The organism is Enterobacter sp. CPE_E863 (genome assembly GCF_046521465.1).
In the GTDB taxonomy this organism is placed as follows: domain Bacteria; phylum Pseudomonadota; class Gammaproteobacteria; order Enterobacterales; family Enterobacteriaceae; genus Enterobacter; species Enterobacter adelaidei.
In genome coordinates this window covers 445,848-468,359 of sequence record NZ_JBKFZX010000001.1, presented here as the reverse complement: position 1 = coordinate 468,359, position 22,512 = coordinate 445,848, and the positions used below count along the sequence as shown (strand labels likewise).

The window sequence follows — 22,512 nt, the reverse complement described above, 5'->3', positions numbered from 1 at the left end:
TCCCTGTTTCCACCCTGGAAGCAAATGCACTGCCGCTCCGCGGCAAAATACGGCCTGTTAGCCAAAAACCCAAATCGCGGGTTGAAAATGGGTGCAACACCCAAATATTTCTTATGATTAAATCTAGACTCATTTAGCGCATTTATTGTGTTCAATTAAACGCTTCGTGACAACCTTAACCGAAACATCGGCCCCCGGGAGACCCCATCGTGAGTTTATTCGACAAAACGCATCTTGTTTCACAAGCTGATGCATTACCGGGACGCAACACGCCCATGCCTGTGGCGACCTTACACGCCGTAAACAACCATTCAATGACCAACGTTCCTGATGGAATGGAAATCGCCCTGTTTGCGATGGGTTGTTTCTGGGGTGTGGAACGCCTGTTCTGGCAACTGCCCGGCGTTTACAGCACGGCAGCCGGTTATACTGGCGGTTACACGCCAAATCCAACCTACCGCGAAGTGTGCTCTGGCGAAACCGGCCATGCGGAAGCCGTTCGTGTGGTGTATGACCCTGCGGTGATTAGCTACGAGCAGCTTCTGCAGGTGTTCTGGGAAAACCACGACCCGGCGCAGGGCATGCGTCAGGGTAACGACCACGGCACACAATATCGTTCGGCCATTTATCCGCTCACACCGGAGCAGGATGCCGCCGCTCATGCCAGCCTTGAGCGCTTCCAGAAAGCCATGCGTGATGCTGGCGATACGCGCGAGGTGACCACGGAAATCGCGACGGCGAAACCGTTCTACTATGCCGAAGACGATCACCAGCAGTATCTGCATAAAAACCCGTACGGCTACTGCGGCATTGGTGGTATTGGCGTCTGCCTGCCGCCGCAAGCAGAATAGCCGCTTGAATCTGGCAGAAATGGATTTCGCCGGGTTTGAAAATCATCACTTTTTCTGCCAAAACGTGACCTCTGGCAGGTTTACACTCCTTTACGCTATACTACCCGCTGAAATAATCGGCTCAACGCTACGAGCTGACGTTCTACGTGTTTTCACACAAATGGTATCAACTTCCCTTCCGAGGATCTGGCGAGAAGCCGGATAAACTATGTTAAACAGTATTTTAGTAATACTTTGTCTTATTGCCGTCAGTGCATTTTTCTCGATATCTGAGATCTCGCTGGCCGCGTCCCGTAAAATCAAACTCAAACTGCTTGCAGATGAAGGCAACATCAACGCCTCACGCATTCTGAAGATGCAGGAAAACCCCGGTACGTTCTTCACCGTGGTGCAGATTGGCCTGAACGCAGTCGCGATTCTGGGTGGTATCGTGGGTGATGCGGCATTCTCGCCGGCGTTTTATAGCCTCTTTATTCAGTACATGTCCGCCGAACTCGCCGAGCAGTTGAGCTTTATTCTCTCCTTCTCGCTGGTGACAGGCCTGTTCATCCTCTTCGCTGATCTGACCCCGAAACGCATCGGTATGATTGCGCCAGAAGCTGTGGCTTTGCGTATCATCAACCCGATGCGCTTCTGCCTGTTTGTTTTCCGCCCGCTGGTATGGTTCTTCAACGGTCTGGCGAACGTGATTTTCCGCATCTTTAAGCTGCCAATGGTGCGCAAAGACGACATCACCTCCGACGATATCTATGCCGTTGTGGAAGCGGGTGCGCTGGCCGGAGTGCTGCGTAAGCAGGAACACGAGCTGATCGAGAACGTATTCGAACTGGAATCCCGCACCGTGCCGTCTTCCATGACGGGTCGTGAAAGCATTATCTGGTTCGATTTACATGAAGATGAGCAGAGTCTGAAGAACAAAGTGGCGGAGCATCCTCACTCCAAGTTCCTCGTCTGTAATGAAGATATCGACCACATCATCGGTTATGTCGATTCCAAAGATCTGCTCAACCGCGTGCTGGCAAACCAGAGCCTGGCGCTCACCAGCGGCGTGCAAATCCGCAATACCCTAATTGTGCCGGACACCCTGACCCTTTCAGAAGCGCTGGAAAGTTTCAAAACCGCCGGGGAAGACTTCGCGGTGATCATGAACGAATACGCGCTGGTGGTAGGTATTATCACCCTGAACGACGTGATGACCACCCTGATGGGTGACCTGGTTGGCCAGGGCCTGGAAGAGCAGATTGTACAGCGTGACGATAATTCATGGCTGATTGATGGCGGCACACCGATTGAAGACGTGATGCGCGTGCTGGATATTGACGAGTTCCCGCAGTCCGGTAACTACGAGACCATCGGCGGCTTTATGATGTTTATGCTGCGTAAGATCCCGAAACGTACCGACTCCGTGAAGTTCTCTGGCTACAAGTTTGAGGTGGTGGATATTGATAACTACCGCATCGACCAGCTGCTGGTGACGCGTATCGACAATAAACCGACCGTGCTGGTACCGAAGCTGCCGGATGTGGAAGAGAAGGTGTCAGCGTAAAATTCCTGCCCCCACAAACATCAACGGCTCCCATCGGGAGCCGTTTTTTTAACTACTGCATAGCACGCTGGTTAAGCCATCTCAGTTTGCAGACGCAAAACCTGACGGTTGACTTCGGACATCACAGACAAGTGCTGCTTATCCTTCACTTTTGGGACGAGGATCTTGCCCTTATCAAACTCAAAAGCGCCAACATCCTTGATATACAACCGTCCACGGAACAGGATCTTCACGTACTTCGCCACCTGAAGCGGGTTGTAGCGTTGGAAAATTTTCATTCTTGTATCTCCTGCGAATCATACGCTCTTGCGGCGCCACAATCGGCCCGACTGTCCTGAGCGCAAATTTTAATGCCCATTGACTATAGACCAGAACAACCTTGATACCCAGTATGCATAAGTTTATTTACCGTTTGATTACAATTATTCAGAATAATCTTTGCAAACCGTGACTCAGGGCAGTATAAGCCGTCGTTTTTTCATGGATATGTGCGTTCACCCGCAAACTGGCATCGGGATTGCGGGAAAACCACATTGATCGCACTTATGATTAAAAGCGTAAGACCAAGTGGTCGGATCACCTGCAAACAATAAGGAAACGCCATGACCCTACGTAATATCCTTGCAGCAGCCTGCCTGCTGCTGCCCCTGTGGGCTTGCGCTCACAACATTGAAAAAGGACAACGTGTACCGCCAGTCGGTATTGCTGACCGGGGAGAATTGATTCTCGACAATGATAAGTTTAGCTACAAACCCTGGAATAGCGCGCAGCTCGCAGGCAAAGTGAGAGTTGTACAACATATTGCCGGTCGTACATCCGCAAAAGAGAAAAATGCCAACCTGGTGGAAGCGATCAAGGCGGCAAAATTCCCCCATGACCGCTATCAGACCACCACGATTGTGAATACCGATGACGCCATTCCTGGCTCCGGTATGTTTGTGCGTTCAAGCCTTGAGAGCAATAAAAAGCTCTACCCGTGGTCGCAGTTTATCGTCGACAGTAACGGCGTGACGCGTCAGGCCTGGCAGCTGGAAGAAGAGAGCTCCGCCATTATCGTGCTGGATAAAGACGGCCGGGTACAGTGGGTGAAAGACGGGGCGTTAACCCAGGAAGAGGTGCAGCAGGTGGTTGCCCTGCTGCACAAGCTACTGGCTCAATAAATCGTGACGCGGAAGCCGGGGTTGAGGAAGGATTCGCGTGGGGTGTAGTCCAGCGTCTTTCCCTGCCAGTCATGAACATGCGCCCCGGCTGCCGCAGCAACGGCATGTCCGGCGGCAGTATCCCAAACGTTGGTTGGCCCAAAGCGAGGGTACAGTTGCGCATGACCTTCCGCTACCAGGCAGAATTTCAGCGATGAGCCAATTGAGGTGGTCTGGTGTTCACCCAACTGTTGCAGATACTCCTGCAATTCGCTGTCGCTGTGAGAGCGACTAATCACCACCAGCGGCGGGCGCGCATCGCGAACCTGAATCTGCTTACGCACACCGCACTCCTCCTTCCAGGCCTTCCCTTCTGCGGCGCTGTACATCACTTTCATTACCGGCGCATAGACCACACCCAGCACCGCTTTGCCCTTCTCAATCAGGGCGATATTGACGGTGAATTCACCGTTACGCTTGATGAACTCTTTAGTTCCGTCCAGCGGATCGACAAGCCAGTAACGTTGCCAGTGTTGACGTTCATCCCAGCTCTGTGGTGCCTCTTCTGACAATACAGGGATCTCCGGCGTTAAGGCCTGCAACCCTTGCAGGATCACCTTATGCGCCGCGATATCTGCTGCCGTGACCGGAGAGTCGTCTGCTTTACTGACGACCTCCATGGGTTTTACACCGTCATACACCTGCATGATGGCGTCCCCCGCATCCCGTACGAGCTGACAAATTTTATCTAACATTCTCCACCTCTTTGTTAACGCAGTGAGGTTAACTCTTTGTTTTAGTTATATCGTAATGTGAACAATTCCGCTATCTGTGAAGTAATTCCGGTTTCAGCACACATTTTTCTGTCAGGATTCACATTTCTGTAAGCAACAAGCTATAGATACATACTCTTTTGTGGCCTGGATCGAAAAAAGGACTCCTCTGATGATTAAGTTTAGCGCAACGCTCCTGGCGACGCTGATTGCAGCAAGCGTGCAGGCAGCGACAGTCGATCTGCGTATTCTGGAAACGACAGATCTGCACAGCAACATGATGGACTTCGATTACTACAAAGATACCCCTACGGAAAAATTCGGACTGGTACGCACGGCCAGTTTGATTAACGCCGCCCGCGAAGAAGTAAAAAACAGCGTACTGGTCGACAATGGCGATCTCATTCAGGGGAGTCCGCTTGGCGATTACATGGCGGCAAAGGGACTGAAAAAAGGCGAGATCCATCCTGTTTATAAAGCGATGAACACGCTGGACTATACCGTCGGCAACCTGGGAAACCACGAATTTAACTACGGGTTGAAATACCTGCATGATGCACTGGCAGGGGCCAAATTCCCGTATGTTAATGCCAATATCATCGACGTTAAGACCCAAAAGCCACTGTTTACCCCTTACCTGATTAAAGAGACCGAGGTTGTCGACAAGGACGGTAAAAAACAGACGCTGAAAATCGGCTATATCGGCTTTGTACCGCCGCAAATCATGACGTGGGATAAGGCAAACCTCAGCGGTAAAGTGACCGTTAATGACATCACCGAGACCGCGCGCCACTACGTGCCGGAGATGCGCGAGAAAGGGGCCGATTTAGTGGTCGTTGTTGCTCACTCAGGTCTTTCAGCCGATCCATACCAGGCGATGGCGGAGAACTCGGTTTACTACCTGAGTGAAGTGCCGGGTGTCGACGCGATCCTCTTCGGCCACGCTCACGCGGTCTTCCCCGGTAAAGATTTCGCCAGCATCAAAGGGGCTGACCTCGATAAAGGGACGCTCAACGGCGTACCGTCGGTTATGCCCGGGATGTGGGGTGACCACCTCGGCGTCGTCGATCTGGTGCTGAATAATGACAGCGGCAGCTGGAAGGTTACCCAGTCGAAAGCCGAAGCGCGCCCCATTTATGATGCTGCCGCCAAAAAATCGCTGGCCGCTGAAGATAAAAAACTGGTCAACGTGCTGAAGCACGATCACGACGCCACGCGCGAATTCGTCAGTAAGCCGATCGGTAAATCCGCTGACAATATGTACAGCTTCCTGGCGCTGGTGCAGGACGATCCGACCGTCCAGGTCGTCAACATGGCGCAGAAAGCCTACGCCGAGCACTTCGTTCAGGGCGATCCGGATCTGGCAAAATTGCCGGTGCTGTCTGCCGCCGCACCGTTCAAAGTGGGTGGACGTAAGAACGACCCAGCCAGCTATGTTGAAGTCGAAAAAGGCAAGCTGACCTTCCGTAACGCCGCCGACCTCTATCTCTACCCGAACACCCTGGTGGTGGTTAAAGCGACGGGCAAAGAGGTGAAAGAGTGGCTGGAGTGTTCCGCCGGGCAGTTCAACCAGATTGATCCACACAGCAGTAAACCGCAATCGTTGATTAACTGGGACGGATTCCGCACCTATAACTTCGACGTGATCGACGGCGTAAATTATCAGATTGATGTCACCCAACCTGCAAAATATGACGGCGAATGTCAGGCCATTAACCCGCAGGCGGAGCGCATCAAAAACCTGACCTTCAATGGCAAAGCCATTGATCCGAATGCCACGTTCCTGGTCGTGACCAATAACTATCGCGCCTATGGCGGTAAGTTTGCCGGGACAGGCGACAGCCATATCGCCTTTGCCTCACCGGATGAAAACCGCTCAGTACTGGCCGCATGGATCAGTGCAGAATCGAAAAAAGCAGGCGAAATTCACCCGGCGGTGGATAACAACTGGCGCCTGGCCCCGATTCACAGCGATACGAAGCTGGACATCCGCTTTGAAACATCACCGTCCGATAAGGCGGCAACGTTCATTAAGGATAAGGCGCAGTACCCGATGAAGAAGGTAGCGACGGACGATATCGGGTTCGCGATTTATCAGGTGGATTTGAGCAGGTAAAAACAAACCGGCAACGCACGTTGCCGTTATTAGTGTTTGTTCCCTCTCCCGGCCGGGAGAGGGTGAGGGCATCAGGCCGCCCGATCGTCCCGATTCGCCATCACCTTCGGCGTATTCACCTCAATCCAGTCCGCCAGCTCGGCGACTTTCTCACTTACCTCAATACCTAACGACGTCAGACTATACTCTACGTGCGGCGGCACAACAGGATACGAAACGCGATCAACGAACCCGTCCTGCTCCAGCGCCTGAAGCGACTGAGCCAGCATCTTCTCGCTCACGCCGCCCATTTTCCGGCGCAGGTCACTGAAACGATGCGTACCCTGGCGCAGGGCGACCAAAATCAGTACCCCCCAGCGGCTGGTGACATGTTTGAGTACCTCCCGGGAGGGGCACTGTTCCGCGAAGAGATTGCCATCGCGCATTTGTTCGCTGAGCGTCGGTATCGTTGTCTTCATACTTACCTTTTTGTGTGTACTTACTAAAAGTTAGTTAAGGTGTTAGTGTGCCACAACACGAGACAAACACGAAGGAGATTCATCATGATCGCAATTACCGGTGCTACCGGCCAGCTTGGCCATCTTGTTATCGAACAACTTTTAAAATCCGTTCCGGCCAACCAGATTGTGGCCATTGTGCGTAATCCGGCAAAAGCCGGGGCACTCAGCCAGCAAGGTATTGTCGTGCGTCAGGCGGATTATACTGACCAGGCAGCGTTTACCACGGCGCTGAACGGCGTGGATAAACTCCTGCTGATCTCCTCCAGCGAAGTCGGCCAGCGCGCCACTCAGCACCAGAATGTGATTAACGCCGCTAAAGCGGCGGGCGTGAAATTCATCGCCTACACCAGCCTGCTGCATGCAGATAAATCACCGCTCGGCCTGCACGTTGAACACGTTGCTACTGAAAAAGCGCTGGCGGCCTCCGGCATTCCTTATGCCCTGCTGCGCAACGGCTGGTATACCGAAAACTATCTGGCGAGTGCACCACCAGCCCTGGAGCACGGCGTGTTTATAGGGGCTGCGGGTGACGGCAAAATTGCCTCAGCCACACGTGCGGATTACGCTGCTGCGGCAGCAAAAGTCATCGCTGAAGAAGGTCATGCAGGCAAAGTTTACGAACTGGCGGGTGACAATAGCTGGACACTGAGCGATCTGGCTGCAGAACTCAGCAAGCAAAGCGGCAAAAACGTGGCGTATCAGAACCTGAGTGAAGCGGACTTTGCCGCCGCATTGAAGGGGGTTGGTCTTCCGGCCGGGCTGGCGGATATGCTGGCGGACTCTGACGTGGGCGCATCCAAAGGCGGCCTGTTCGATGACAGCCATACCCTGAGCAAACTGATCGGTCGCCCAACCACTTCGCTGGCAGACAGCGTCAACGCAATTCTGTAATTGTTACGAACTGGTTATTTTTTGTGGCATCCCCTCGGGTCATCTTTGATAATGGAGAGATGACCCATGAGGAGGTTCAACGTGCAAGGCGTACCGGAACAGTTTATTGATGAGAGAGACAGTGCGCGCTTTCGCCATCTGGCGGAACTGCCGGGCCTTGAACTTTATCACGCGCATATTTCTGAATACGCCTTTGAGCCTCACACCCACGAAGCCTTTGGCATCGGCACCATCGAGACCGGTGCGGAACGCTTTCGCTATCGCGGTACCCAACACCTCGCGTCTGAAAAATCCGTCGTCACCATGAATCCGGACGAGATCCACACCGGCGAGTCCGCCACCGAAGGTGGCTGGCGTTACCGGATGGTCTATATCGACCCCGATCTGCTGGAAGAGGTGACAGGCCTTCGTCACTGGTGGTTTAGCGATGTCACCCGGTATGACCCGCTACGCTCACAGCAAATCGGCAGGCTCATCTATGGTCTGTGGCATACGGACGACCCGCTGGCTCAAAAAGGGCTTTTGTTGGATCTCATTGACACTTTCCAGCCGCTCGCCCATCACGCGCCGCTGATCCGCGAAGGCGCACACCGCTTCGAACGGGTACGCGAATATCTGCACGATAACTATATGCACGCCCTGACGCTGGATGAACTGGCCAACGTTGTCTCGCTGAGCCCGTACCATTTTCTGCGCCAGTTCAAAGCCCATTTTCACGTTACCCCGCATCAGATGTTGATGGCCATCCGCCTGTGGCGGGCCAAAGCGTTCCTCACGCACGGTATGCCTGCAGCCGAAGTCGCCGCCGCAACCGGGCTGACCGATCAGTCACATTTAACCCGCGCGTTTACCCGCCGCTACGGCATTACCCCCGTGCGCTACCAGAAGCAGGTCACCCGACGTTAAAGCGCAATCTCATACAATACGCGCCCCTTTTCCCCTCCTACACTGAGTACAGAGAAAATACCTGTGGATGGAAAAATGATTAGTGGTGTGTTGTATGCCCTGCTGGCAGGGATGATGTGGGGGTTAATCTTTGTCGGCCCGCTGATCGTGCCCGAATATCCGGCAATACTGCAGTCGACTGGACGTTACCTGGCGCTGGGGCTGATTGCCCTGCCCCTGGCGTGGCTGGGACGTGCGCGCTTGCGTCAGCTCAGCCGTCAGGACTGGGGTACCGCGCTGGCGCTGACCATGATGGGCAATCTTATCTATTACGTTTGCCTCGCGAGCGCCATTCAGCGTACCGGGGCGCCAGTGTCTACCATGATTATCGGCACGCTGCCGGTCGTTATCCCCGTCTTTGCTAACCTGCTCTATAGCCAGCGCGATGGCAAACTGGCGTGGTCAAAAATGGTGCCAGCGCTGGGATGCACCGCCGTGGGGCTGGTATGCGTCAATATTGCCGAGCTGCGTCATGGGCAGGCGAATGTTGACCTGTGGCGGTACGGTTCTGGCATTATGCTGGCGTTCATTTCCGTGGCGTGCTGGGCATGGTATGCCCTGCGAAATGCACGCTGGCTGCGGGAGAACCCGGACAAGCATCCGATGATGTGGGCAACGGCGCAGGCGCTAGTGACGCTGCCCGTCTCACTGGTGGGATATGCCGGGGCGTGCATCTGGTTAGGCCATCAACAGCCAGACTTCACCCAGCCCTTCGGGCCAAGACCGTGGGTGTTTATTGGCCTGATGGTTGCGATTGCGGTGCTGTGCTCATGGGTGGGCGCACTGTGCTGGAATATTGCCAGCCAGAAGCTGCCGACGGTGATCTTAGGGCCGCTGATTGTTTTCGAAACCCTGGCCGGGCTGCTTTACACCTTCCTGATGCGCCAGAGCGTGCCGCCGTTATTCACGGCCTGCGGGATCGCGCTGCTGGTCATCGGGGTGGTGATGGCGGTAAGAGCGAAGCCGGAAAAACCGATGGTTGTTCCGGCTTCGGAGAGTTAGAACGTTTCCCAGTTGGCCTCAGACGCAGCCGCTACGGGCTGCGCCTTTGGTGCATAGGTTTTCACCGGAGCCGCTTTAACCGTCTGGTTGCGGATAATTTTAAATACCGCCACCGCTTCGTTCAGGCGAGCTGCCTGATCTTCCAGCGCTGCCGCCGCCGCTGCAGACTCCTCTACCAGCGAGGCGTTCTGCTGGGTCACGCGGTCCATCTCGGCTACCGCCTGACCCACCTGGTCGATACCGCGACTCTGCTCGTCAGAGGCCGAGGCAATTTCGCCCATGATGTCGGTAACGCGGGTGACCGCATTGACGATCTCTGCCATCGTCTCCCCGGCTTCGTTAACCAGCTGGGAGCCCGCGTTCACGCGTTCGCCAGAATCATCGATCAGCGCTTTGATCTCTTTCGCCGCCTGGGCGCTGCGCTGGGCCAGGGTACGTACTTCCCCCGCCACCACCGCAAAACCACGCCCCTGCTCGCCCGCACGGGCAGCTTCCACCGCAGCGTTCAGCGCCAGAATATTCGTCTGGAAGGCAATACCGTCGATCACGTTAGTAATTTGCGCAATCTTACTGGAACTGGTGGCGATTTCGTCCATCGTACGCACCACGCCTTCCACTACGTTACCGCCCTTCTTCGCGGTTGAAGAGGCATCCAGTGCCAGACGAGAAGCCTGACGCGCGTTATCGGCGTTCTGCTTCACGGTTGCCGTCAGTTGCTCCATGCTGGCTGCCGTCTCTTCCAGAGAAGCGGCCTGCTGCTCGGTACGGGAAGAGAGATCGTTACTGCCTGCGGAAATTTCGCCTGCACCGGTGTAAATGGTATCGGCACCTTCACGCACCACGCCAACGGTGTTCGCCAGTGAGGTTTGCATCTCCTGAACGTTGCGCGCCAGGATAGCCATTTCATTTTTACCCTCTGCGTGAATCGGCTGGGTTAAATCGCCTGCCGCAATGGCGCGAATGTGGTTAATCACCTCTTCCAGAGGCAGCAGCAGCACGCGACGCATGGCGACCCAACTGGAGACAATGACCGCAATCACCAGAAGCATCACCGCAGAGAGGATCCACAGGATATGCTTGTAATCACTTTCATTATCCCGAATGCCTTTATCACTGAGCGCGGTCTGCGCTTCACGCCATTCACGGTAAACCGTCTGCATCGCGTTTTGTTTTTGCTCTGCATTCTGCTTGAACATCTCTTCCAGATTACCCTGGCTCAGCAACACGTTCATTTGCGTCAACGTTGCAGAGTAAATGCGGTACTACTCTTCGAGTTGGTTAGTCAGGTTCTCATCCAGGCCTGGCGTATCCGGCAAGGCATAGTATTTATCGTAATGGACCTGTGCTTCAGCCAGCAGGTTTTTCGCCGTGGTTACCAACTCGTTCAGCTGGCCGCCGTTAATTTGAGAGGCCATGCTGCTTTGCAGACGCAACATCCCGCGGTTCAGGGTGACGCGTGCCTGGTTCAGACTGATCCACGCATCGGTAAACTCCGCCACGTTTTTGCTGGAGAGCTGTGACACGGTGAAGTTGTTTTTATCGTTGTTAAGCGCGTTGATAAAGATACCGGCGGAAATCATTTGCATGATGCCGAGCGCAAGCAGCACCGAAATCAGAAGGGTAATAACTTTTATACGTTTAAACATGCGTTGCCTTTGTTATATGCAGGTTTGTCTGACGTGGATATATCGGCAGGCGCGGCGGGTTGTTTACTGTTTCTACGCCTTTAAAAACTTTCTAAACCACTTTCTTAAGTCCATTCAGGGAGTTAATAAGAGCGATTTTTTGTGATCCGAATCTCATTTTCCCCCTTCCCTCTAAAGGGTTATAGCGCTTGCTTAAAGATGCATTTAATATGCATCTTATATTATTGATGACGAGGTAACTGCTATGGCCTATCGCGACCACCCCCTCGGCGAGCTGGCGCTCTCCATCCCTCGCGCTTCTGCGCTGTTTCGTAAATACGACATGGATTACTGCTGTGGCGGTAAGCAAACCCTGGCGCGTGCAGCCTCGCGCAAAGAGCTGGATGTTGAGGTGATTGAAGCAGAGCTGGCGCTGCTGGCCGAGCAGCCCATCGACAAAGACTGGCGAACTGCCCCACTCGCTGAAATCATCGACCATATCATCGTGCGATACCATGACCGTCACCGTGAACAGCTGCCGGAACTGATCCTGCAGGCAACCAAAGTCGAGCGCGTACATGCCGACAAACCTTCCGTACCGTGCGGCCTGGCAAAATACCTGACTATGCTGCACGAAGAACTTTCCAGCCACATGATGAAAGAAGAGCAGATCCTCTTCCCGATGATCAAACAGGGAATGGGCAGTCAGGCAATGGGGCCTATCAGCGTGATGGAAAGCGAACACGATGAAGCAGGTGAACTGCTGGAAGTGATCAAACACACTACCGGCAACGTTACACCGCCGCCAGAAGCCTGTACCACCTGGAAAGCGATGTACAACGGCATTAACGAAACGATCGACGACCTGATGGAACACATCAGTCTTGAGAATAACGTTCTGTTCCCACGTGCATTATCCGGGGAATAAAAAAGCCGCTGCGGCCTGATGCCCTCACCCCGGCCCTCTCCCACCGGGAGAGGGTGCAAAAACTAAAAACGGCAACTGACGTTGCCGTTTTGCTTTTACCTTATGCCTGCCATACGTTTTTTACCGATAAACACCCAACCCAGCCCCAGCGCAATAAACCACAGCGGCGTGACGATCAGTGCCTGACGGGTATCATCTTCCAGCGTCAGCAGAACCAGCACGAAGACGAAGAACGCCATGCACACCCAGCACATCAACTTGCCCAGTGGCATCTTGTAGATCGATTTTTCATGCAGGTGTGGACGCTGCTTGCGGTACACTAGGTATGAACAAAGGATGATGGTCCAGACGAACATAAACAGGATCGCAGAGACCGTGGTAATCATGGTGAACGCGCCAATCACGCTTGGGTTCACGTAGAGCATCACCACACCACCCAGCAGGCACATGCAGGAGAAGGTCAGCCCTTTTGCCGGTACCGCACGCTTAGAGAGCTTGGCGAACGCGCTCGGCGCCACGCCCTCCTGCGCCAGACCAAACAGCATACGGCTGGTGGAGAATACGCCGCTGTTGGCAGAAGAGGCCGCAGAGGTCAGCACCACGAAGTTAATCAGGCTCGCTGCCGCTGGCAGACCCACCAGGACGAACAGCTCAACGAACGGGCTCTTGGTTGGCACGACAGAGCTCCACGGCGTCACGGACATAATGATGACCAGCGCGAAGACGTAGAACATGATGATACGAACCGGAATGGAGTTAATAGCGCGCGGAAGAGACTTCTCAGGATCTTTGGTCTCTGCAGCCGTGGTCCCCACCAGTTCAATGCCCACGAAAGCAAATACCGCAATCTGGAAGCCCGCAAAGAAGCCGCTAATGCCTTTCGGGAACCAACCACCATCATTCCACAGATGAGTAAACGAGGCCTGAACGCCCGTTGGCGACTGGAAGTGCGTGAGAACCATCACCAGCCCCACCACGATGAGCCCTACGATGGCCACGATTTTGATCATCGCGAACCAGAATTCCATCTCACCGAACATTTTAACGGTGGCGAGGTTAAGGCTCAGCAGCAGAACAATGACCGCCAGCGAAGCCACCCAGTCCGAAAGGCCGGGGAACCAGAACTGCGCGTAAGCCGTAATCGCTACAACATCCGCCATACCGGTGACGACCCAGCAGAACCAGTAGGTCCAGCCAGTGAAATAGCCCGCCCATGGCCCGAGGAGGTCAGAAGCAAAGTCGCTGAAGGATTTGTATTCGAGATTAGAGAGCAGCAATTCACCCATTGCACGCATCACGAAGAAAAGCATAAAACCGATAATCATATAAACGAATATGATCGACGGCCCGGCAAGACTGATAGTTTTGCCTGACCCCATAAACAGCCCGGTACCAATGGCTCCTCCAATGGCAATGAGCTGAATATGACGGTTTGTGAGATTGCGCCGTAGCGACTGTTCAGACGGCGCCTCTTCGTCGGCGACGACTTTGACCTGATCTACCATGTGATATTTTCCTGTTTATGCCTGTCTGTGTTGTTAAGGCTCTTCTGGCCTTTAAATACGTCAGAAAAATGACGATCCCTTTGTAAGGGCTTATCGATATTAGGTAAGAATCGGCGGGATGAATACTATGATTTAGATATTATGTTAATAATATGTTGAAAGTGAGTGTCATATCACTCATACAGCGCGAAACAGCTCACAAAAATACACGCAACAGTTTCGTTTGCAAGATAAAATATTGATTACATCGTAACTATAGGTTTTAACACTATTTTCCCCTCCCCAACCGGGGAGAGGAAATAAGAAAAGTCGATTACAGAATTTCCAGCAGCTCGACTTCAAAGACCAGCGTGCTGAATGGCGGGATGGATGCACCAGCACCACGCTCGCCGTAAGCCAGGTTGTGCGGAATAGTCAGTTCCCATTTGGATCCGACTGGCATCAGGGTCAACGCTTCGATCCAGCCCGCGATAACACCATTCACCGGGAATTCAGCCGGTTCGCCGCGCGCAACAGAACTGTCGAACACAGTACCGTCGATCAGTTTACCGGTGTAATGCACACGAACGTGGTCAGTGCGAGCCGGGATTGCGCCATCGCCCTGGTTGATCACGCGGAACTGCAGGCCTGACTCCGTGCTGTTCACACCTTCACGCTCGCGGTTCTCTTCCAGGAATTTAACACCTTCTGCTGCCATCTCTTCGAAACGTGCGCGACGTACAGCGTCAGCACGTTCGTGGATTTCACGCAGCGCACGGTGCACAACATCAACCGGAACGGCAGGCTGTTTGCCTTCCAGCGCATCAGCGATACCCGCCACCAGCGCTTCAGGTAACAGACCTTCCAGGCCGGATTCGCTCAGCTGCTGTCCTACCTGCAAGCCGATACCGTAACTTGCCTGCGCTTCGATAGTGTCAAAAGTCGGGGTGGTCATGGGATTTCCTTCCATCACATTTAAAGTAGCGGGCAGCATATCAGCCATGCCCTTATGGGTAAAACTTTGTCTGAAGTTAAGGTGACAAACCGCGACGAAACAGAAACAATAGAGATAACCAGGATTAATCCCGAACTGATGTCACGGATGTCGGGTTTGCTACGTCGTTCAGGCAGTTAGCAAACTATACTTCGGAGCACAGGATAAAAAATACGCGGAGCAGGAGGAGAGCCATGCCCGGGCGATTTGAACTGAAACCTACCCTGGCGAAAATCTGGCAGGCGCCGGACAATTTTCGCATCATGGACCCGCTGCCTCCCCTGCATCGCAGAGGGATCATCATCGGCGCGCTGATGGTGATCGTGGGCTTCCTGCTTCCTTCCGGCGGCGATGATGTCAATACCGCGCCCGTCGCCCGCAATGCACAGCTGGACATTCAGTCGCAGACGCGGCCTCAGCCTGATGCACAACCCATGCAGACGCAGCTGGTCACGCCGTCTAACGATCCGGGTCAGGTCGCGCCAGTTGAGCCAGAACCGGTCCAGGATGAACAGCCGCAGGAACAGGCCGCTGCTGAGCCACAGACGCAGCAGCCCACCGGTATCCAGCAGCAGTGGCGCTCTTATCGCGTAGAACCAGGCAAAACCCTGGCGCAGCTGTTCCGCGATCATAACCTGCCGCCAACGGATGTGTATGCCATGGCGCAGGTGGAGGGTTCAGGTAAGCCGCTCAGCAACCTGCAAAATGGTCAGATGGTGCAGATTCGTCAGAATGCCAGCGGTGTGGTCACCGGGCTAACGATTGATACGGGAAATGGTCAGCAGGTGCTGTTTACCCGTCAGCCAGATGGCAGTTTTATCAGGGCACGTTAAGAACCCGGTTCTTTAAAAAGCAAAACGCCGGCACAAGGCCGGCGTCTCGACGTGAGCAGAGTAAAAAATTACTCAGCTACAACGTTAACAACCAGTTTAGCGAACACTTCGCTGTGAACCTGGAAGTCAACTTCGTGCTCACCAGTGGTACGCAGAACGCCGTTCGGCAGACGAACTTCGCTCTTAGCCACTTTAACGCCTGCTGCAGAAACTGCATCAGCGATATCGCGGGTACCGATGGAACCGAACAGTTTACCTTCGTCGCCAGATTTGGAAGCGATGGTAACGGTGCCCAGTGCGTTGATTGACTCAGCGCGAGCGTTAGCAGCCGCCAGAACGTCAGCCAGTTTGGCTTCCAGTTCAGCGCGACGTGCTTCGAAAAACTCTACGTTTTTCTTGGTAGCTGGAACAGCTTTACCCTGTGGAACCAGGAAGTTACGAGCGTAGCCCGCTTTAACGTTTACCTGATCACCCAGGCTGCCCAGGTTTGCTACTTTATCAAGCAGAATAACTTGCATTACCTTATCCTCTTAAAGTCGTATTAATGGACCGTGCCCGATTACTGATGACGATCAGTGTACGGCAGCAGGGACAGGTAGCGAGCGCGTTTGATAGCGCGAGCCAGCTGACGCTGGTATTTTGCACGAGTACCGGTGATACGGCTTGGGACAATCTTACCGCTTTCGGTGATGTAGTTTTTCAGCGTTGCGATATCTTTATAGTCGATCTCTTGAACGCCTTCCGCGGTGAAACGGCAGAACTTGCGACGACGGAAATAACGTGCCATATGGCTAGTCTCCAGAATCTATCAAATCAATCTGCTCGGCATGCAGAACCATTTTGCTCAGACCGTTCTTTGCCTTGTGGCAAGAGATGAACCCCTGAACGATTACTGCACTACCGACCGTTAAACTGTGAGTAATGGCCTGGTTTTCGTGTCCGCTAATAATAACGGGCATTTGGCACCATGCCTGCCGGTGAAACCCGGCTTCCTCTTGCACAGAACGATGCTCAAGCACGAACTGGCAATGCGGAATTCCTGATGGACTGACCTTTCGAAGGGGAGCCCTGCATACGATGCCGGACAACGCCAGACGGTTGGTCATCAGAAATTACTCTTCAGAATCCCCAGCATCAGAATCATCTGCGGTTTCGTTTGCGAAATCATCGCGACGCTCGCGGCGCTCGTCTTTCGCTTTAACCATCGGAGATGCTTCGGTAACTGCGTGTTTAGTACGCATAACCATGCTGCGGATAACGGCATCGTTGAAGCGGAAGTTAGTTTCCAGCTCATCGATCACTTCCTGCGGCGCTTCAACGTTCAGCAGAACGTAGTGAGCTTTGTGCAGTTTGTTGATCGGGTAAGCCAGCTGACGGCGGCCCCAGTCTTCCAGACGGTGGATCGTGCCCGCTGCTGCAGTGATTGCACCAGTGTAGCGCTCGATCATACCCGGAACCTGTTCGCTCTGGTCAGGATGGACCATAAAAACGATTTCGTAATGACGCATCGAATTGCTCCTTACGGATTATTCAGCCTCCTGTCTGGGTCAGCCGAGGCCCGGGGAGGCAAGGAACGTGTTAAAGGTCGGCTGAAAAATTGACGCGTCATAATACTTGCACCCCCCTGGAAACTCAAGCTGATTGCACAAATAATTCGCACAAAGCGCAAAGCTGGTCTAAGTGGATGATTTAAAATTACTCACATCCGAAAGCGTTGTTTTTTTGAACAACAGCATCAGAAATGGTCACGCTTTCCCGCCGAATGAGTGATTACACTTTAATCAGAGGTCATCTGAATTAAAGAAGGAGTATCACACCACTCTCTCACAGCACGCAGTCGTGGAGCGCATATCATGAAAAAAATCGTATTAGCCATAATGGCTGCGCTTTTGCTCAGTGCAAACGCGATGGCAGCCATCAAAATAGACAGCCGACAGGCCAGAAACATGGATGATGTGCAAAGCTTGGGCGTAATCTACATCAATCATAATTTCGCCACTGAAAGTGAAGCAGATCAGGCTCTTAACAAAGAAACCGATGCTCAGGGTGCTACATACTATCACGTCATTCTGATGCGTGAACCCGGTAGCAACGGCAACATGCACGCCAGTGCAGATATATACAGATAACGTTTTAACGCTAGCACCAGGAAGCCCAACAACGAGAACATAGCCATAGTTTAACTTGCCCCCAGCCCGGGGGCTTTTTTTTATGAATGGCTCTGAAATACCACCGGTTACAACTGTTTTTTGGTATTCCAGAGCACTTATTCACTTTTGCCCGTAATATGCGTTTGGGCCGTGCTTACGCTTGAAGTGCTTGTCCATCAGGTAATCATCAATGCCCTGAAGCTGTGGGTTAATGTCGCGGGCAATCCACGCCATTCGTGCCACCTCCTCCATGACCACCGCATTATGGACAGCGTCGTGGGCATCTTTACCCCACGAGAACGGACCGTGCTGGTACACCACAATGCCCGGTGTATGCAGCGGCTCACTGTCTCCCAAGGTCTCAATAATCACCTTACCGGTGTTGAGTTCGTACTCACCTTCCACTTCATCCTGCGTAAGTGCCCGTGTACAGGGGATGTCGCCAAAGAAGTAATCTGCATGCGTAGTTCCCAGAGCGGGTATTGCCAGACCCGCCTGTGCCCAGGCCGTAGCATGCGTTGAGTGCGTATGCACAACACCACCCAGTGAAGGATAACGCCGGTAAAGCGCCAGGTGAGTGGCCGTATCGGAAGAAGGTCGCCATTTGCCATCGACAACATTTCCTTCGAGATCCACGAGCACCATATCGTCCACTTTCATGGTTTCATACGCCACACCGCTCGGCTTAATTGCGATCACCCCACGATCGCGATCGATAGCACTGACGTTACCCCAGGTGAAGGTCACCAGGCCGTAACGCGGCAGATCCATATTGGCCTCAAAGACCTGCTGTTTGAGCTTAAGCATGTTCAGCCTCCAGCATACCCGCACGCGCCATTCGCTCACGCACCCAGTCGCGCGCTTTCGCCACTTCCGCGGCCGGGTCATCCGACGTTTCACTCCACATCTCAATCAGGTAAGGCCCGCAATACCCTGTCTGCTTGAGCGTCTGGAAGCACCGTTCGAAATCCACCACCCCGGTGCCGAACGGAACATTTTTGAACACACCAGGCCGCGTATCTTTGACGTGAACCGCCACGATATGACCTATACCTGCCTGCAGTTCCATCTGCACGTCATTATCCCATGCCGACAAGTTGCCAATATCAGGATAGAGCTGGAACCACGGATTATTCAGATAGTGCGCGTAGCCCAGCGCTTTGCTGATCGAGTTCATTAACGGATAATCCATGATCTCCATCGCCAGCGTCACCTGCGCACGGCTTGCCATCTCGACGCTCTCTTTCAGGCCGTCACGGAAACGACGGCGCGTTTCATCGTTGGCTTCCTGATAGTAAACGTCATAACCTGCCAGTTGGATCACCCGGATGCCGACGTCCTGAGCAAAGCGAATGGCTTTCCGCATGATCTCCAGACCCTGAGCACGCACGGCATCATCTTCACTCCCAAGCGGGAATCGCCGATGGGCACTGAGACACATGGAGGGCACGCGCACACCCGTTTCAGCGATAGCGCCCACCAGCGCCAGGCGTTGTTCACGACTCCAGTCGAGGCGAGAGAGGCGATCGTCTGTCTCATCCACTGACATTTCGACAAAATCGAAACCCAGCTCTTTTGCCAACCGTAACCGCGCCAGCCAGCACTCCCCCGCGGGGAGTGCCTTTTCATAGATGCCAAGCGGGACTTGTTTTGACAACATACCCGCTCCTTAGCCCCAAAGCTGAGCGATGGAGCGTTTGAACTGACGCGCCGCTTCTACCGGGGAGGCAGCATCGCGGATGCTACGACCCGCAATGAAGACGTGAATTGGAATACCCTTGAATAACGGCAGATCTTCCAGCGCCAGGCCGCCCGTAACGGTCACTTTAAAGCCCATATCAGCCAGACGTTTAATCGCACTGATATCTGCGTCACCCCACGCCACGCCTGCAGCCTGTGCATCACGGCTACGGTGGTAAACCACCTGCTGAATGCCCGCGTCGCGCCACTCCTGCGCCTGCTCCCAGGTCCAGAAGCCGGTCAATTCAATCTGCACGTCGCCGTTAAACTCTTTTGCCACGTCCAGCGCGCCTTTGGCGGTGTTGATATCCGCACAGCAGATCACGGTGACCCAGTCGGCGTTGGCTTCAAAACACATACGAGAGAGAATTTTGCCTGCGTCCGCAATCTTGGCATCCGCCAGCACGATTTTGTGCGGATAGAGCGCCTTCAGGTCGCGAACAGCACGGACACCTTCGCCCACGCACAAAATGGTTCCAACTTCGATGATGTCCACTTCTTCTGCAATCAGACGGGTCGTTTCGTAAGCGTGGGACAGCGTTTGGTTATCCAGCGCAACCTGCAACATTGGTAATGACATGTTCAATTCCTCTTAAACTGCCGCCGCGGTGGCGATATCAATCAAATCCAGCACTTCCTGCTCGGTGCGGCAGGCACGTAAACGGTCGAAATTGGCCTCGTCATCAAACAGATTCACGATCTGCATGATGCCCACCTCCTGGTGGGTATTGGCATCAACAGCGGCCATGGTGATAAGAATGTCTACCGGGTCGTTATCTTCATGGTTAAACACCAACGGCGTTTTCAGCGTCACCAGGGCAAAGCCGGTTTTCTTCACCCCCTCTTCCGGCCGGCCATGCGGCATGGCCAGGCCCGGTGCAATGACAAAGTAAGGGCCGTGCTGAGCAACGCCATCCAGAATGGCCTGGTAATAACGTGGCTCGACAACATCAGCTTTAACCAGTAAATCCACGCTCAGCTTCACCGCTTCCTGCCAGGTGCTGGCCTCAGCCTGTAAAAGAATGGAATTATTCTCTGCCAGAGAATCACGTAGTTTCATGTGGCGTCCTTACTTCACGTCTTGTGGGAAATGTTCTTTGATCACTTCCAACAGCTTTGGTCCGAAATCCGCAGGTGAAAGCATGTTGCGTACACCCACGACATATTTATTGCCTGACACACTAATTTCGCCGGCGATGTGGGTAGAGGCGATGATGATGTCCGCGCCGTTCAGCTCACTTTTGTATTCACCCACTGCACAGCTGTTCACCGTGTGATCGATGTTTGACTGGGTTAAAAACTGGTCCACTTTCATCTTCATGATCATGGAGCTACCTTGCCCATTGCCACACACAGCCAGGATACGTACGGTCATAATCGAAACTCCTTAATGAGCAGACACTTCTGCTGTTTGTTTTTCCGCATCTTCTTCAGCGCGCAGAGCGCGGCCCGCGAAGAACATATAAGCCAGAGCAATCAGAATGATGACGGCCATAAAGACCAGTCCGACGGATGCAAAGCCCTGCATCATTGGTGGCGCCAGAATTGACCAGTCCGCCATGCCCATCCAGGCGCTCATGCCGGTGAGCTTGACCGCCCACACACAACCGAAAATTTCCACCATGCCCATCACCAGGCAGATCTTGAGCGCCGCGCGCCAGCCGCCAAAGTGGTTTGCAAAGACGCCGATGGTGGCGTTGGAGAAGAACATCGGGATAAAACCAGGGATAATCAGGATTGAGGAGCCGCAGCCTACCAGGATGCCCACAGCAATCAGCTGGCCGATAGTGCCCCACATAAAGCCCCAGACCACCGCGTTCGGTGCGAAGCTGTAGATAGCCGCACAGTCAATCGCCAGTACTGCGCCAGGAATCAGGCGCTGGGAAATCCCGTTGAAGGCTTCAGACAGCTCGGCAACGAACATACGCACGCCCTGAGTGATGATGAAAATTGCCACTGCGAAGGAGAAGCCGGTCTGCAGGATATAGACCGTCCAGTGGGTTTTCCCTGCCATCGCCTGCACTACATCAATGCCGAAGGAGAGCAGAATGGCGCCGAAGAAAAGGGTCATCACAATCGCCGTAGAAACGATGTTGTCGTGGAAGATATTCAGCCAGCCAGGCAGCTTGAGGTCTTCAACGCTCTCTTCTTTTTTACCCAGGTACGGTGCAACTTTGTAAGCAATCCAGGAGGCAAACTGCTGCTGATGGCCGATTGAAAAACCGCAACCATCAGTCACTTCCTGTGTTGGCTTGTACATCATGTTGGAGGTGATACCCCAGTAGAGCGATACCAGCACTGCGGTGCAGATAATCGTGGTCCACATTGGGTAGCCGAAAATATAGAGAGAAACCGCAATGAGCCCCGCCTGCTGGAACATGATGTGTCCCGTCAGCATGATGGTGCGAATGCCTGTAATGCGGCGCAGAAGAACATAAATAATGTTCAGCGCCAGCGCGAGCAGCACCGCATAACCGACCCAACTATAGGCATCCCCCATGCGATCGATAGTGGCCATCATTGATGCATATGTGTCAGAGATCGCACCATTGATGCCATACACTTCCGACATTTTGGCCACGACAGGCTTAAACGTGCTGGTCAGAATGCCTGACCCTGCCTGCAACAGCATGAAACCAATGATGGTCTTAATCGTGCCTTTAATAATAACGCTGACGCTCTTGCGCAGCAGGATATAGCCCAGGCACGTCACGATACCCAGCAGCAGCGGGGCGTTAGTCATTACCTGATTAAAGAACACGGTAAAGACGTTGTAGAGGATCTCCATAACTCTCTCCAGAAATGAGAACACGAGGGGCAATCCCTGTGTGGTTGGTGCCATCACTCTAGTAATCACAAATAATCACCACAAGATTGAATTTGATTATTTGTGACGTATCACGCAAATTATTTCCATGCTGTGAGTAATGATTTTCACCGCCCTCTGAGATAAATAATTTAATCTTTATAATTCATGAAATTAATCATTAATAAG

25 protein-coding genes and 1 pseudogene are annotated in these 22,512 nt (G+C 53.4%); 10 read left to right on the top strand and 16 right to left on the bottom strand.

Features of this window, described 5'->3' with window-relative positions:
• Positions 1 to 209: 209 nt before the first annotated feature.
• Together msrA and ACLHV8_RS02260 are read left to right on the top strand one after the other, a co-directional pair.
• Positions 210 to 851: a peptide-methionine (S)-S-oxide reductase MsrA gene (msrA, locus tag ACLHV8_RS02265; protein WP_208594673.1), complete on the top strand. Its 642-nt coding sequence runs from the start codon at positions 210 to 212 to the stop codon at positions 849 to 851.
• A gap of 208 nt (positions 852 to 1,059) precedes the next feature.
• On the top strand, positions 1,060 to 2,397 hold the full coding sequence (locus tag ACLHV8_RS02260) for a hemolysin family protein (protein WP_028016472.1): 1,338 nt from the start codon (positions 1,060 to 1,062) through the stop codon (positions 2,395 to 2,397).
• Positions 2,398 to 2,468: 71 nt separating this feature from the next.
• Here ACLHV8_RS02260 and ACLHV8_RS02255 read toward each other — a convergent pair whose 3' ends face one another.
• Positions 2,469 to 2,675 carry a DUF1107 domain-containing protein gene (locus ACLHV8_RS02255; protein WP_028016471.1) on the bottom strand — a complete coding sequence of 69 codons (207 nt, stop codon included), beginning with the start codon at positions 2,673 to 2,675 and terminating at the stop codon, positions 2,469 to 2,471.
• 324 nt (positions 2,676 to 2,999) lie between these two features.
• Here ACLHV8_RS02255 and ACLHV8_RS02250 point away from each other — a divergent pair, with 324 nt between their 5' ends.
• Positions 3,000 to 3,557: a YtfJ family protein gene (locus ACLHV8_RS02250; RefSeq protein WP_028016470.1), complete on the top strand. Its 558-nt coding sequence runs from the start codon at positions 3,000 to 3,002 to the stop codon at positions 3,555 to 3,557.
• Here ACLHV8_RS02250 and cysQ read toward each other — a convergent pair.
• A complete protein-coding gene (gene cysQ / locus ACLHV8_RS02245; protein WP_208594672.1) occupies positions 3,551 to 4,291 on the bottom strand; it encodes a 3'(2'),5'-bisphosphate nucleotidase CysQ in 741 nt (246 codons plus the stop codon). The genes ACLHV8_RS02250 and cysQ overlap by 7 nt on opposite strands.
• Before the next feature lie 190 nt (positions 4,292 to 4,481).
• Between cysQ and ACLHV8_RS02240 the strand changes: the two genes are divergently transcribed.
• Entirely contained in the window at positions 4,482 to 6,425 is a 1,944-nt protein-coding gene (locus ACLHV8_RS02240; protein WP_208594671.1) for a bifunctional 2',3'-cyclic-nucleotide 2'-phosphodiesterase/3'-nucleotidase, read from the top strand.
• A gap of 71 nt (positions 6,426 to 6,496) precedes the next feature.
• Here ACLHV8_RS02240 and ACLHV8_RS02235 read toward each other — a convergent pair whose 3' ends face one another.
• Positions 6,497 to 6,883: a winged helix-turn-helix transcriptional regulator gene (locus ACLHV8_RS02235; RefSeq protein ID WP_108089454.1), complete on the bottom strand. Its 387-nt coding sequence runs from the start codon at positions 6,881 to 6,883 to the stop codon at positions 6,497 to 6,499.
• An 84-nt stretch (positions 6,884 to 6,967) separates the two neighbouring features.
• Here ACLHV8_RS02235 and ACLHV8_RS02230 point away from each other — a divergent pair, with 84 nt between their 5' ends.
• The 3 genes from ACLHV8_RS02230 to ACLHV8_RS02220 all read left to right on the top strand — a co-directional run bounded on the left by ACLHV8_RS02230 (position 6,968) and on the right by ACLHV8_RS02220 (position 9,763).
• Positions 6,968 to 7,816 (top strand): SDR family oxidoreductase, encoded by an 849-nt coding sequence (locus ACLHV8_RS02230; RefSeq protein ID WP_028016466.1) that lies wholly within the window; start codon positions 6,968 to 6,970, stop codon positions 7,814 to 7,816.
• A gap of 81 nt (positions 7,817 to 7,897) precedes the next feature.
• On the top strand, positions 7,898 to 8,722 hold the full coding sequence (locus ACLHV8_RS02225) for an AraC family transcriptional regulator (RefSeq protein WP_028016465.1): 825 nt from the start codon (positions 7,898 to 7,900) through the stop codon (positions 8,720 to 8,722).
• A gap of 75 nt (positions 8,723 to 8,797) precedes the next feature.
• Positions 8,798 to 9,763, top strand: a complete 966-nt coding sequence (locus ACLHV8_RS02220; protein WP_128348288.1) for a DMT family transporter — start codon at positions 8,798 to 8,800, stop codon at positions 9,761 to 9,763.
• Here ACLHV8_RS02220 and ACLHV8_RS02215 read toward each other — a convergent pair.
• Positions 9,760 to 11,409, bottom strand: a pseudogene (locus ACLHV8_RS02215) (methyl-accepting chemotaxis protein). The gene ACLHV8_RS02220 and the pseudogene ACLHV8_RS02215 sit on opposite strands and share 4 nt — an antisense overlap.
• Before the next feature lie 244 nt (positions 11,410 to 11,653).
• Between ACLHV8_RS02215 and ytfE the strand changes: the two are divergent.
• Positions 11,654 to 12,316: an iron-sulfur cluster repair protein YtfE gene (gene ytfE, locus ACLHV8_RS02210; RefSeq protein ID WP_208594670.1), complete on the top strand. Its 663-nt coding sequence runs from the start codon at positions 11,654 to 11,656 to the stop codon at positions 12,314 to 12,316.
• Between the two features lie 95 nt (positions 12,317 to 12,411).
• On the opposite strand, the gene cycA is transcribed toward ytfE, so the two are convergent.
• Together cycA and fklB are read right to left on the bottom strand one after the other, a co-directional pair.
• The gene (cycA, locus tag ACLHV8_RS02205; protein WP_049005168.1) at positions 12,412 to 13,821 is read right to left on the bottom strand and encodes a D-serine/D-alanine/glycine transporter; all 1,410 of its coding nucleotides are present in this window, start codon (positions 13,819 to 13,821) and stop codon (positions 12,412 to 12,414) included.
• Between the two features lie 313 nt (positions 13,822 to 14,134).
• Positions 14,135 to 14,755, bottom strand: coding sequence for an FKBP-type peptidyl-prolyl cis-trans isomerase (gene fklB, locus ACLHV8_RS02200; protein WP_028016460.1), 621 nt, complete (start codon positions 14,753 to 14,755; stop codon positions 14,135 to 14,137).
• Positions 14,756 to 14,988: 233 nt separating this feature from the next.
• On the opposite strand from fklB, the gene ACLHV8_RS02195 reads away from it, so the two are divergent.
• Positions 14,989 to 15,627, top strand: a complete 639-nt coding sequence (locus tag ACLHV8_RS02195; protein ID WP_208594669.1) for an OapA family protein — start codon at positions 14,989 to 14,991, stop codon at positions 15,625 to 15,627.
• 68 nt (positions 15,628 to 15,695) lie between these two features.
• Here the strand turns inward: ACLHV8_RS02195 and rplI are convergent, their stop codons facing one another.
• From rplI to rpsF, 4 genes are read right to left on the bottom strand one after another with little or no spacing between them, the layout of a single operon-like run.
• On the bottom strand, positions 15,696 to 16,145 hold the full coding sequence (rplI, locus tag ACLHV8_RS02190) for a 50S ribosomal protein L9 (RefSeq protein ID WP_028016458.1): 450 nt from the start codon (positions 16,143 to 16,145) through the stop codon (positions 15,696 to 15,698).
• A 41-nt stretch (positions 16,146 to 16,186) separates the two neighbouring features.
• A complete protein-coding gene (gene rpsR, locus ACLHV8_RS02185) occupies positions 16,187 to 16,414 on the bottom strand; it encodes a 30S ribosomal protein S18 (protein WP_000135199.1) in 228 nt (75 codons plus the stop codon).
• Between the two features lie 4 nt (positions 16,415 to 16,418).
• Entirely contained in the window at positions 16,419 to 16,733 is a 315-nt protein-coding gene (gene priB, locus ACLHV8_RS02180) for a primosomal replication protein N (protein WP_008502895.1), read from the bottom strand.
• A 6-nt stretch (positions 16,734 to 16,739) separates the two neighbouring features.
• A complete protein-coding gene (rpsF, locus tag ACLHV8_RS02175; protein ID WP_014830397.1) occupies positions 16,740 to 17,135 on the bottom strand; it encodes a 30S ribosomal protein S6 in 396 nt (131 codons plus the stop codon).
• 345 nt (positions 17,136 to 17,480) lie between these two features.
• Between rpsF and yjfY the strand changes: the two genes are divergently transcribed.
• Complete coding sequence (gene yjfY, locus ACLHV8_RS02170) at positions 17,481 to 17,756, top strand: DUF1471 family protein YjfY (protein ID WP_028016457.1); 276 nt, start codon at positions 17,481 to 17,483, stop codon at positions 17,754 to 17,756.
• 141 nt (positions 17,757 to 17,897) lie between these two features.
• Here the strand turns inward: yjfY and ACLHV8_RS02165 are convergent, their stop codons facing one another.
• The 6 genes from ACLHV8_RS02165 to ulaA are packed head-to-tail and all read right to left on the bottom strand — an operon-like array spanning position 17,898 to position 22,305.
• Positions 17,898 to 18,584, bottom strand: coding sequence for an L-ribulose-5-phosphate 4-epimerase (locus ACLHV8_RS02165; protein ID WP_028016456.1), 687 nt, complete (start codon positions 18,582 to 18,584; stop codon positions 17,898 to 17,900).
• Complete coding sequence (locus ACLHV8_RS02160) at positions 18,577 to 19,437, bottom strand: L-ribulose-5-phosphate 3-epimerase (RefSeq protein ID WP_028016455.1); 861 nt, start codon at positions 19,435 to 19,437, stop codon at positions 18,577 to 18,579. Before ACLHV8_RS02160 ends, ACLHV8_RS02165 begins: the two co-directional genes overlap by 8 nt.
• A gap of 9 nt (positions 19,438 to 19,446) precedes the next feature.
• Positions 19,447 to 20,097, bottom strand: a complete 651-nt coding sequence (gene ulaD, locus ACLHV8_RS02155; protein ID WP_023345304.1) for a 3-keto-L-gulonate-6-phosphate decarboxylase UlaD — start codon at positions 20,095 to 20,097, stop codon at positions 19,447 to 19,449.
• Between the two features lie 12 nt (positions 20,098 to 20,109).
• A complete protein-coding gene (gene ulaC, locus ACLHV8_RS02150) occupies positions 20,110 to 20,577 on the bottom strand; it encodes a PTS ascorbate transporter subunit IIA (protein WP_028016454.1) in 468 nt (155 codons plus the stop codon).
• A gap of 9 nt (positions 20,578 to 20,586) precedes the next feature.
• Positions 20,587 to 20,892 carry a PTS ascorbate transporter subunit IIB gene (gene ulaB, locus ACLHV8_RS02145; RefSeq protein ID WP_003856022.1) on the bottom strand — a complete coding sequence of 102 codons (306 nt, stop codon included), beginning with the start codon at positions 20,890 to 20,892 and terminating at the stop codon, positions 20,587 to 20,589.
• Between the two features lie 12 nt (positions 20,893 to 20,904).
• A complete protein-coding gene (gene ulaA, locus ACLHV8_RS02140) occupies positions 20,905 to 22,305 on the bottom strand; it encodes a PTS ascorbate transporter subunit IIC (protein WP_028016453.1) in 1,401 nt (466 codons plus the stop codon).
• Positions 22,306 to 22,512: the final 207 nt, after the last annotated feature.

Coding starts and splice junctions, on each gene's coding strand:
- ACLHV8_RS02260 (WP_028016472.1), top strand. CDS start 1,060: ATGTTAAACAGTATTTTAGTAATACTTTGTCTTATTGCCGTCAGTGCA.
- ACLHV8_RS02255 (WP_028016471.1), bottom strand. CDS start 2,675: ATGAAAATTTTCCAACGCTACAACCCGCTTCAGGTGGCGAAGTACGTG.
- ACLHV8_RS02250 (WP_028016470.1), top strand. CDS start 3,000: ATGACCCTACGTAATATCCTTGCAGCAGCCTGCCTGCTGCTGCCCCTG.
- cysQ (WP_208594672.1), bottom strand. CDS start 4,291: ATGTTAGATAAAATTTGTCAGCTCGTACGGGATGCGGGGGACGCCATC.
- ACLHV8_RS02240 (WP_208594671.1), top strand. CDS start 4,482: ATGATTAAGTTTAGCGCAACGCTCCTGGCGACGCTGATTGCAGCAAGC.
- ACLHV8_RS02235 (WP_108089454.1), bottom strand. CDS start 6,883: ATGAAGACAACGATACCGACGCTCAGCGAACAAATGCGCGATGGCAAT.
- ACLHV8_RS02230 (WP_028016466.1), top strand. CDS start 6,968: ATGATCGCAATTACCGGTGCTACCGGCCAGCTTGGCCATCTTGTTATC.
- ACLHV8_RS02220 (WP_128348288.1), top strand. CDS start 8,798: ATGATTAGTGGTGTGTTGTATGCCCTGCTGGCAGGGATGATGTGGGGG.
- ytfE (WP_208594670.1), top strand. CDS start 11,654: ATGGCCTATCGCGACCACCCCCTCGGCGAGCTGGCGCTCTCCATCCCT.
- cycA (WP_049005168.1), bottom strand. CDS start 13,821: ATGGTAGATCAGGTCAAAGTCGTCGCCGACGAAGAGGCGCCGTCTGAA.
- fklB (WP_028016460.1), bottom strand. CDS start 14,755: ATGACCACCCCGACTTTTGACACTATCGAAGCGCAGGCAAGTTACGGT.
- ACLHV8_RS02195 (WP_208594669.1), top strand. CDS start 14,989: ATGCCCGGGCGATTTGAACTGAAACCTACCCTGGCGAAAATCTGGCAG.
- rplI (WP_028016458.1), bottom strand. CDS start 16,145: ATGCAAGTTATTCTGCTTGATAAAGTAGCAAACCTGGGCAGCCTGGGT.
- rpsR (WP_000135199.1), bottom strand. CDS start 16,414: ATGGCACGTTATTTCCGTCGTCGCAAGTTCTGCCGTTTCACCGCGGAA.
- priB (WP_008502895.1), bottom strand. CDS start 16,733: ATGACCAACCGTCTGGCGTTGTCCGGCATCGTATGCAGGGCTCCCCTT.
- rpsF (WP_014830397.1), bottom strand. CDS start 17,135: ATGCGTCATTACGAAATCGTTTTTATGGTCCATCCTGACCAGAGCGAA.
- yjfY (WP_028016457.1), top strand. CDS start 17,481: ATGAAAAAAATCGTATTAGCCATAATGGCTGCGCTTTTGCTCAGTGCA.
- ACLHV8_RS02165 (WP_028016456.1), bottom strand. CDS start 18,584: ATGCTTAAGCTCAAACAGCAGGTCTTTGAGGCCAATATGGATCTGCCG.
- ACLHV8_RS02160 (WP_028016455.1), bottom strand. CDS start 19,437: ATGTTGTCAAAACAAGTCCCGCTTGGCATCTATGAAAAGGCACTCCCC.
- ulaD (WP_023345304.1), bottom strand. CDS start 20,097: ATGTCATTACCAATGTTGCAGGTTGCGCTGGATAACCAAACGCTGTCC.
- ulaC (WP_028016454.1), bottom strand. CDS start 20,577: ATGAAACTACGTGATTCTCTGGCAGAGAATAATTCCATTCTTTTACAG.
- ulaB (WP_003856022.1), bottom strand. CDS start 20,892: ATGACCGTACGTATCCTGGCTGTGTGTGGCAATGGGCAAGGTAGCTCC.
- ulaA (WP_028016453.1), bottom strand. CDS start 22,305: ATGGAGATCCTCTACAACGTCTTTACCGTGTTCTTTAATCAGGTAATG.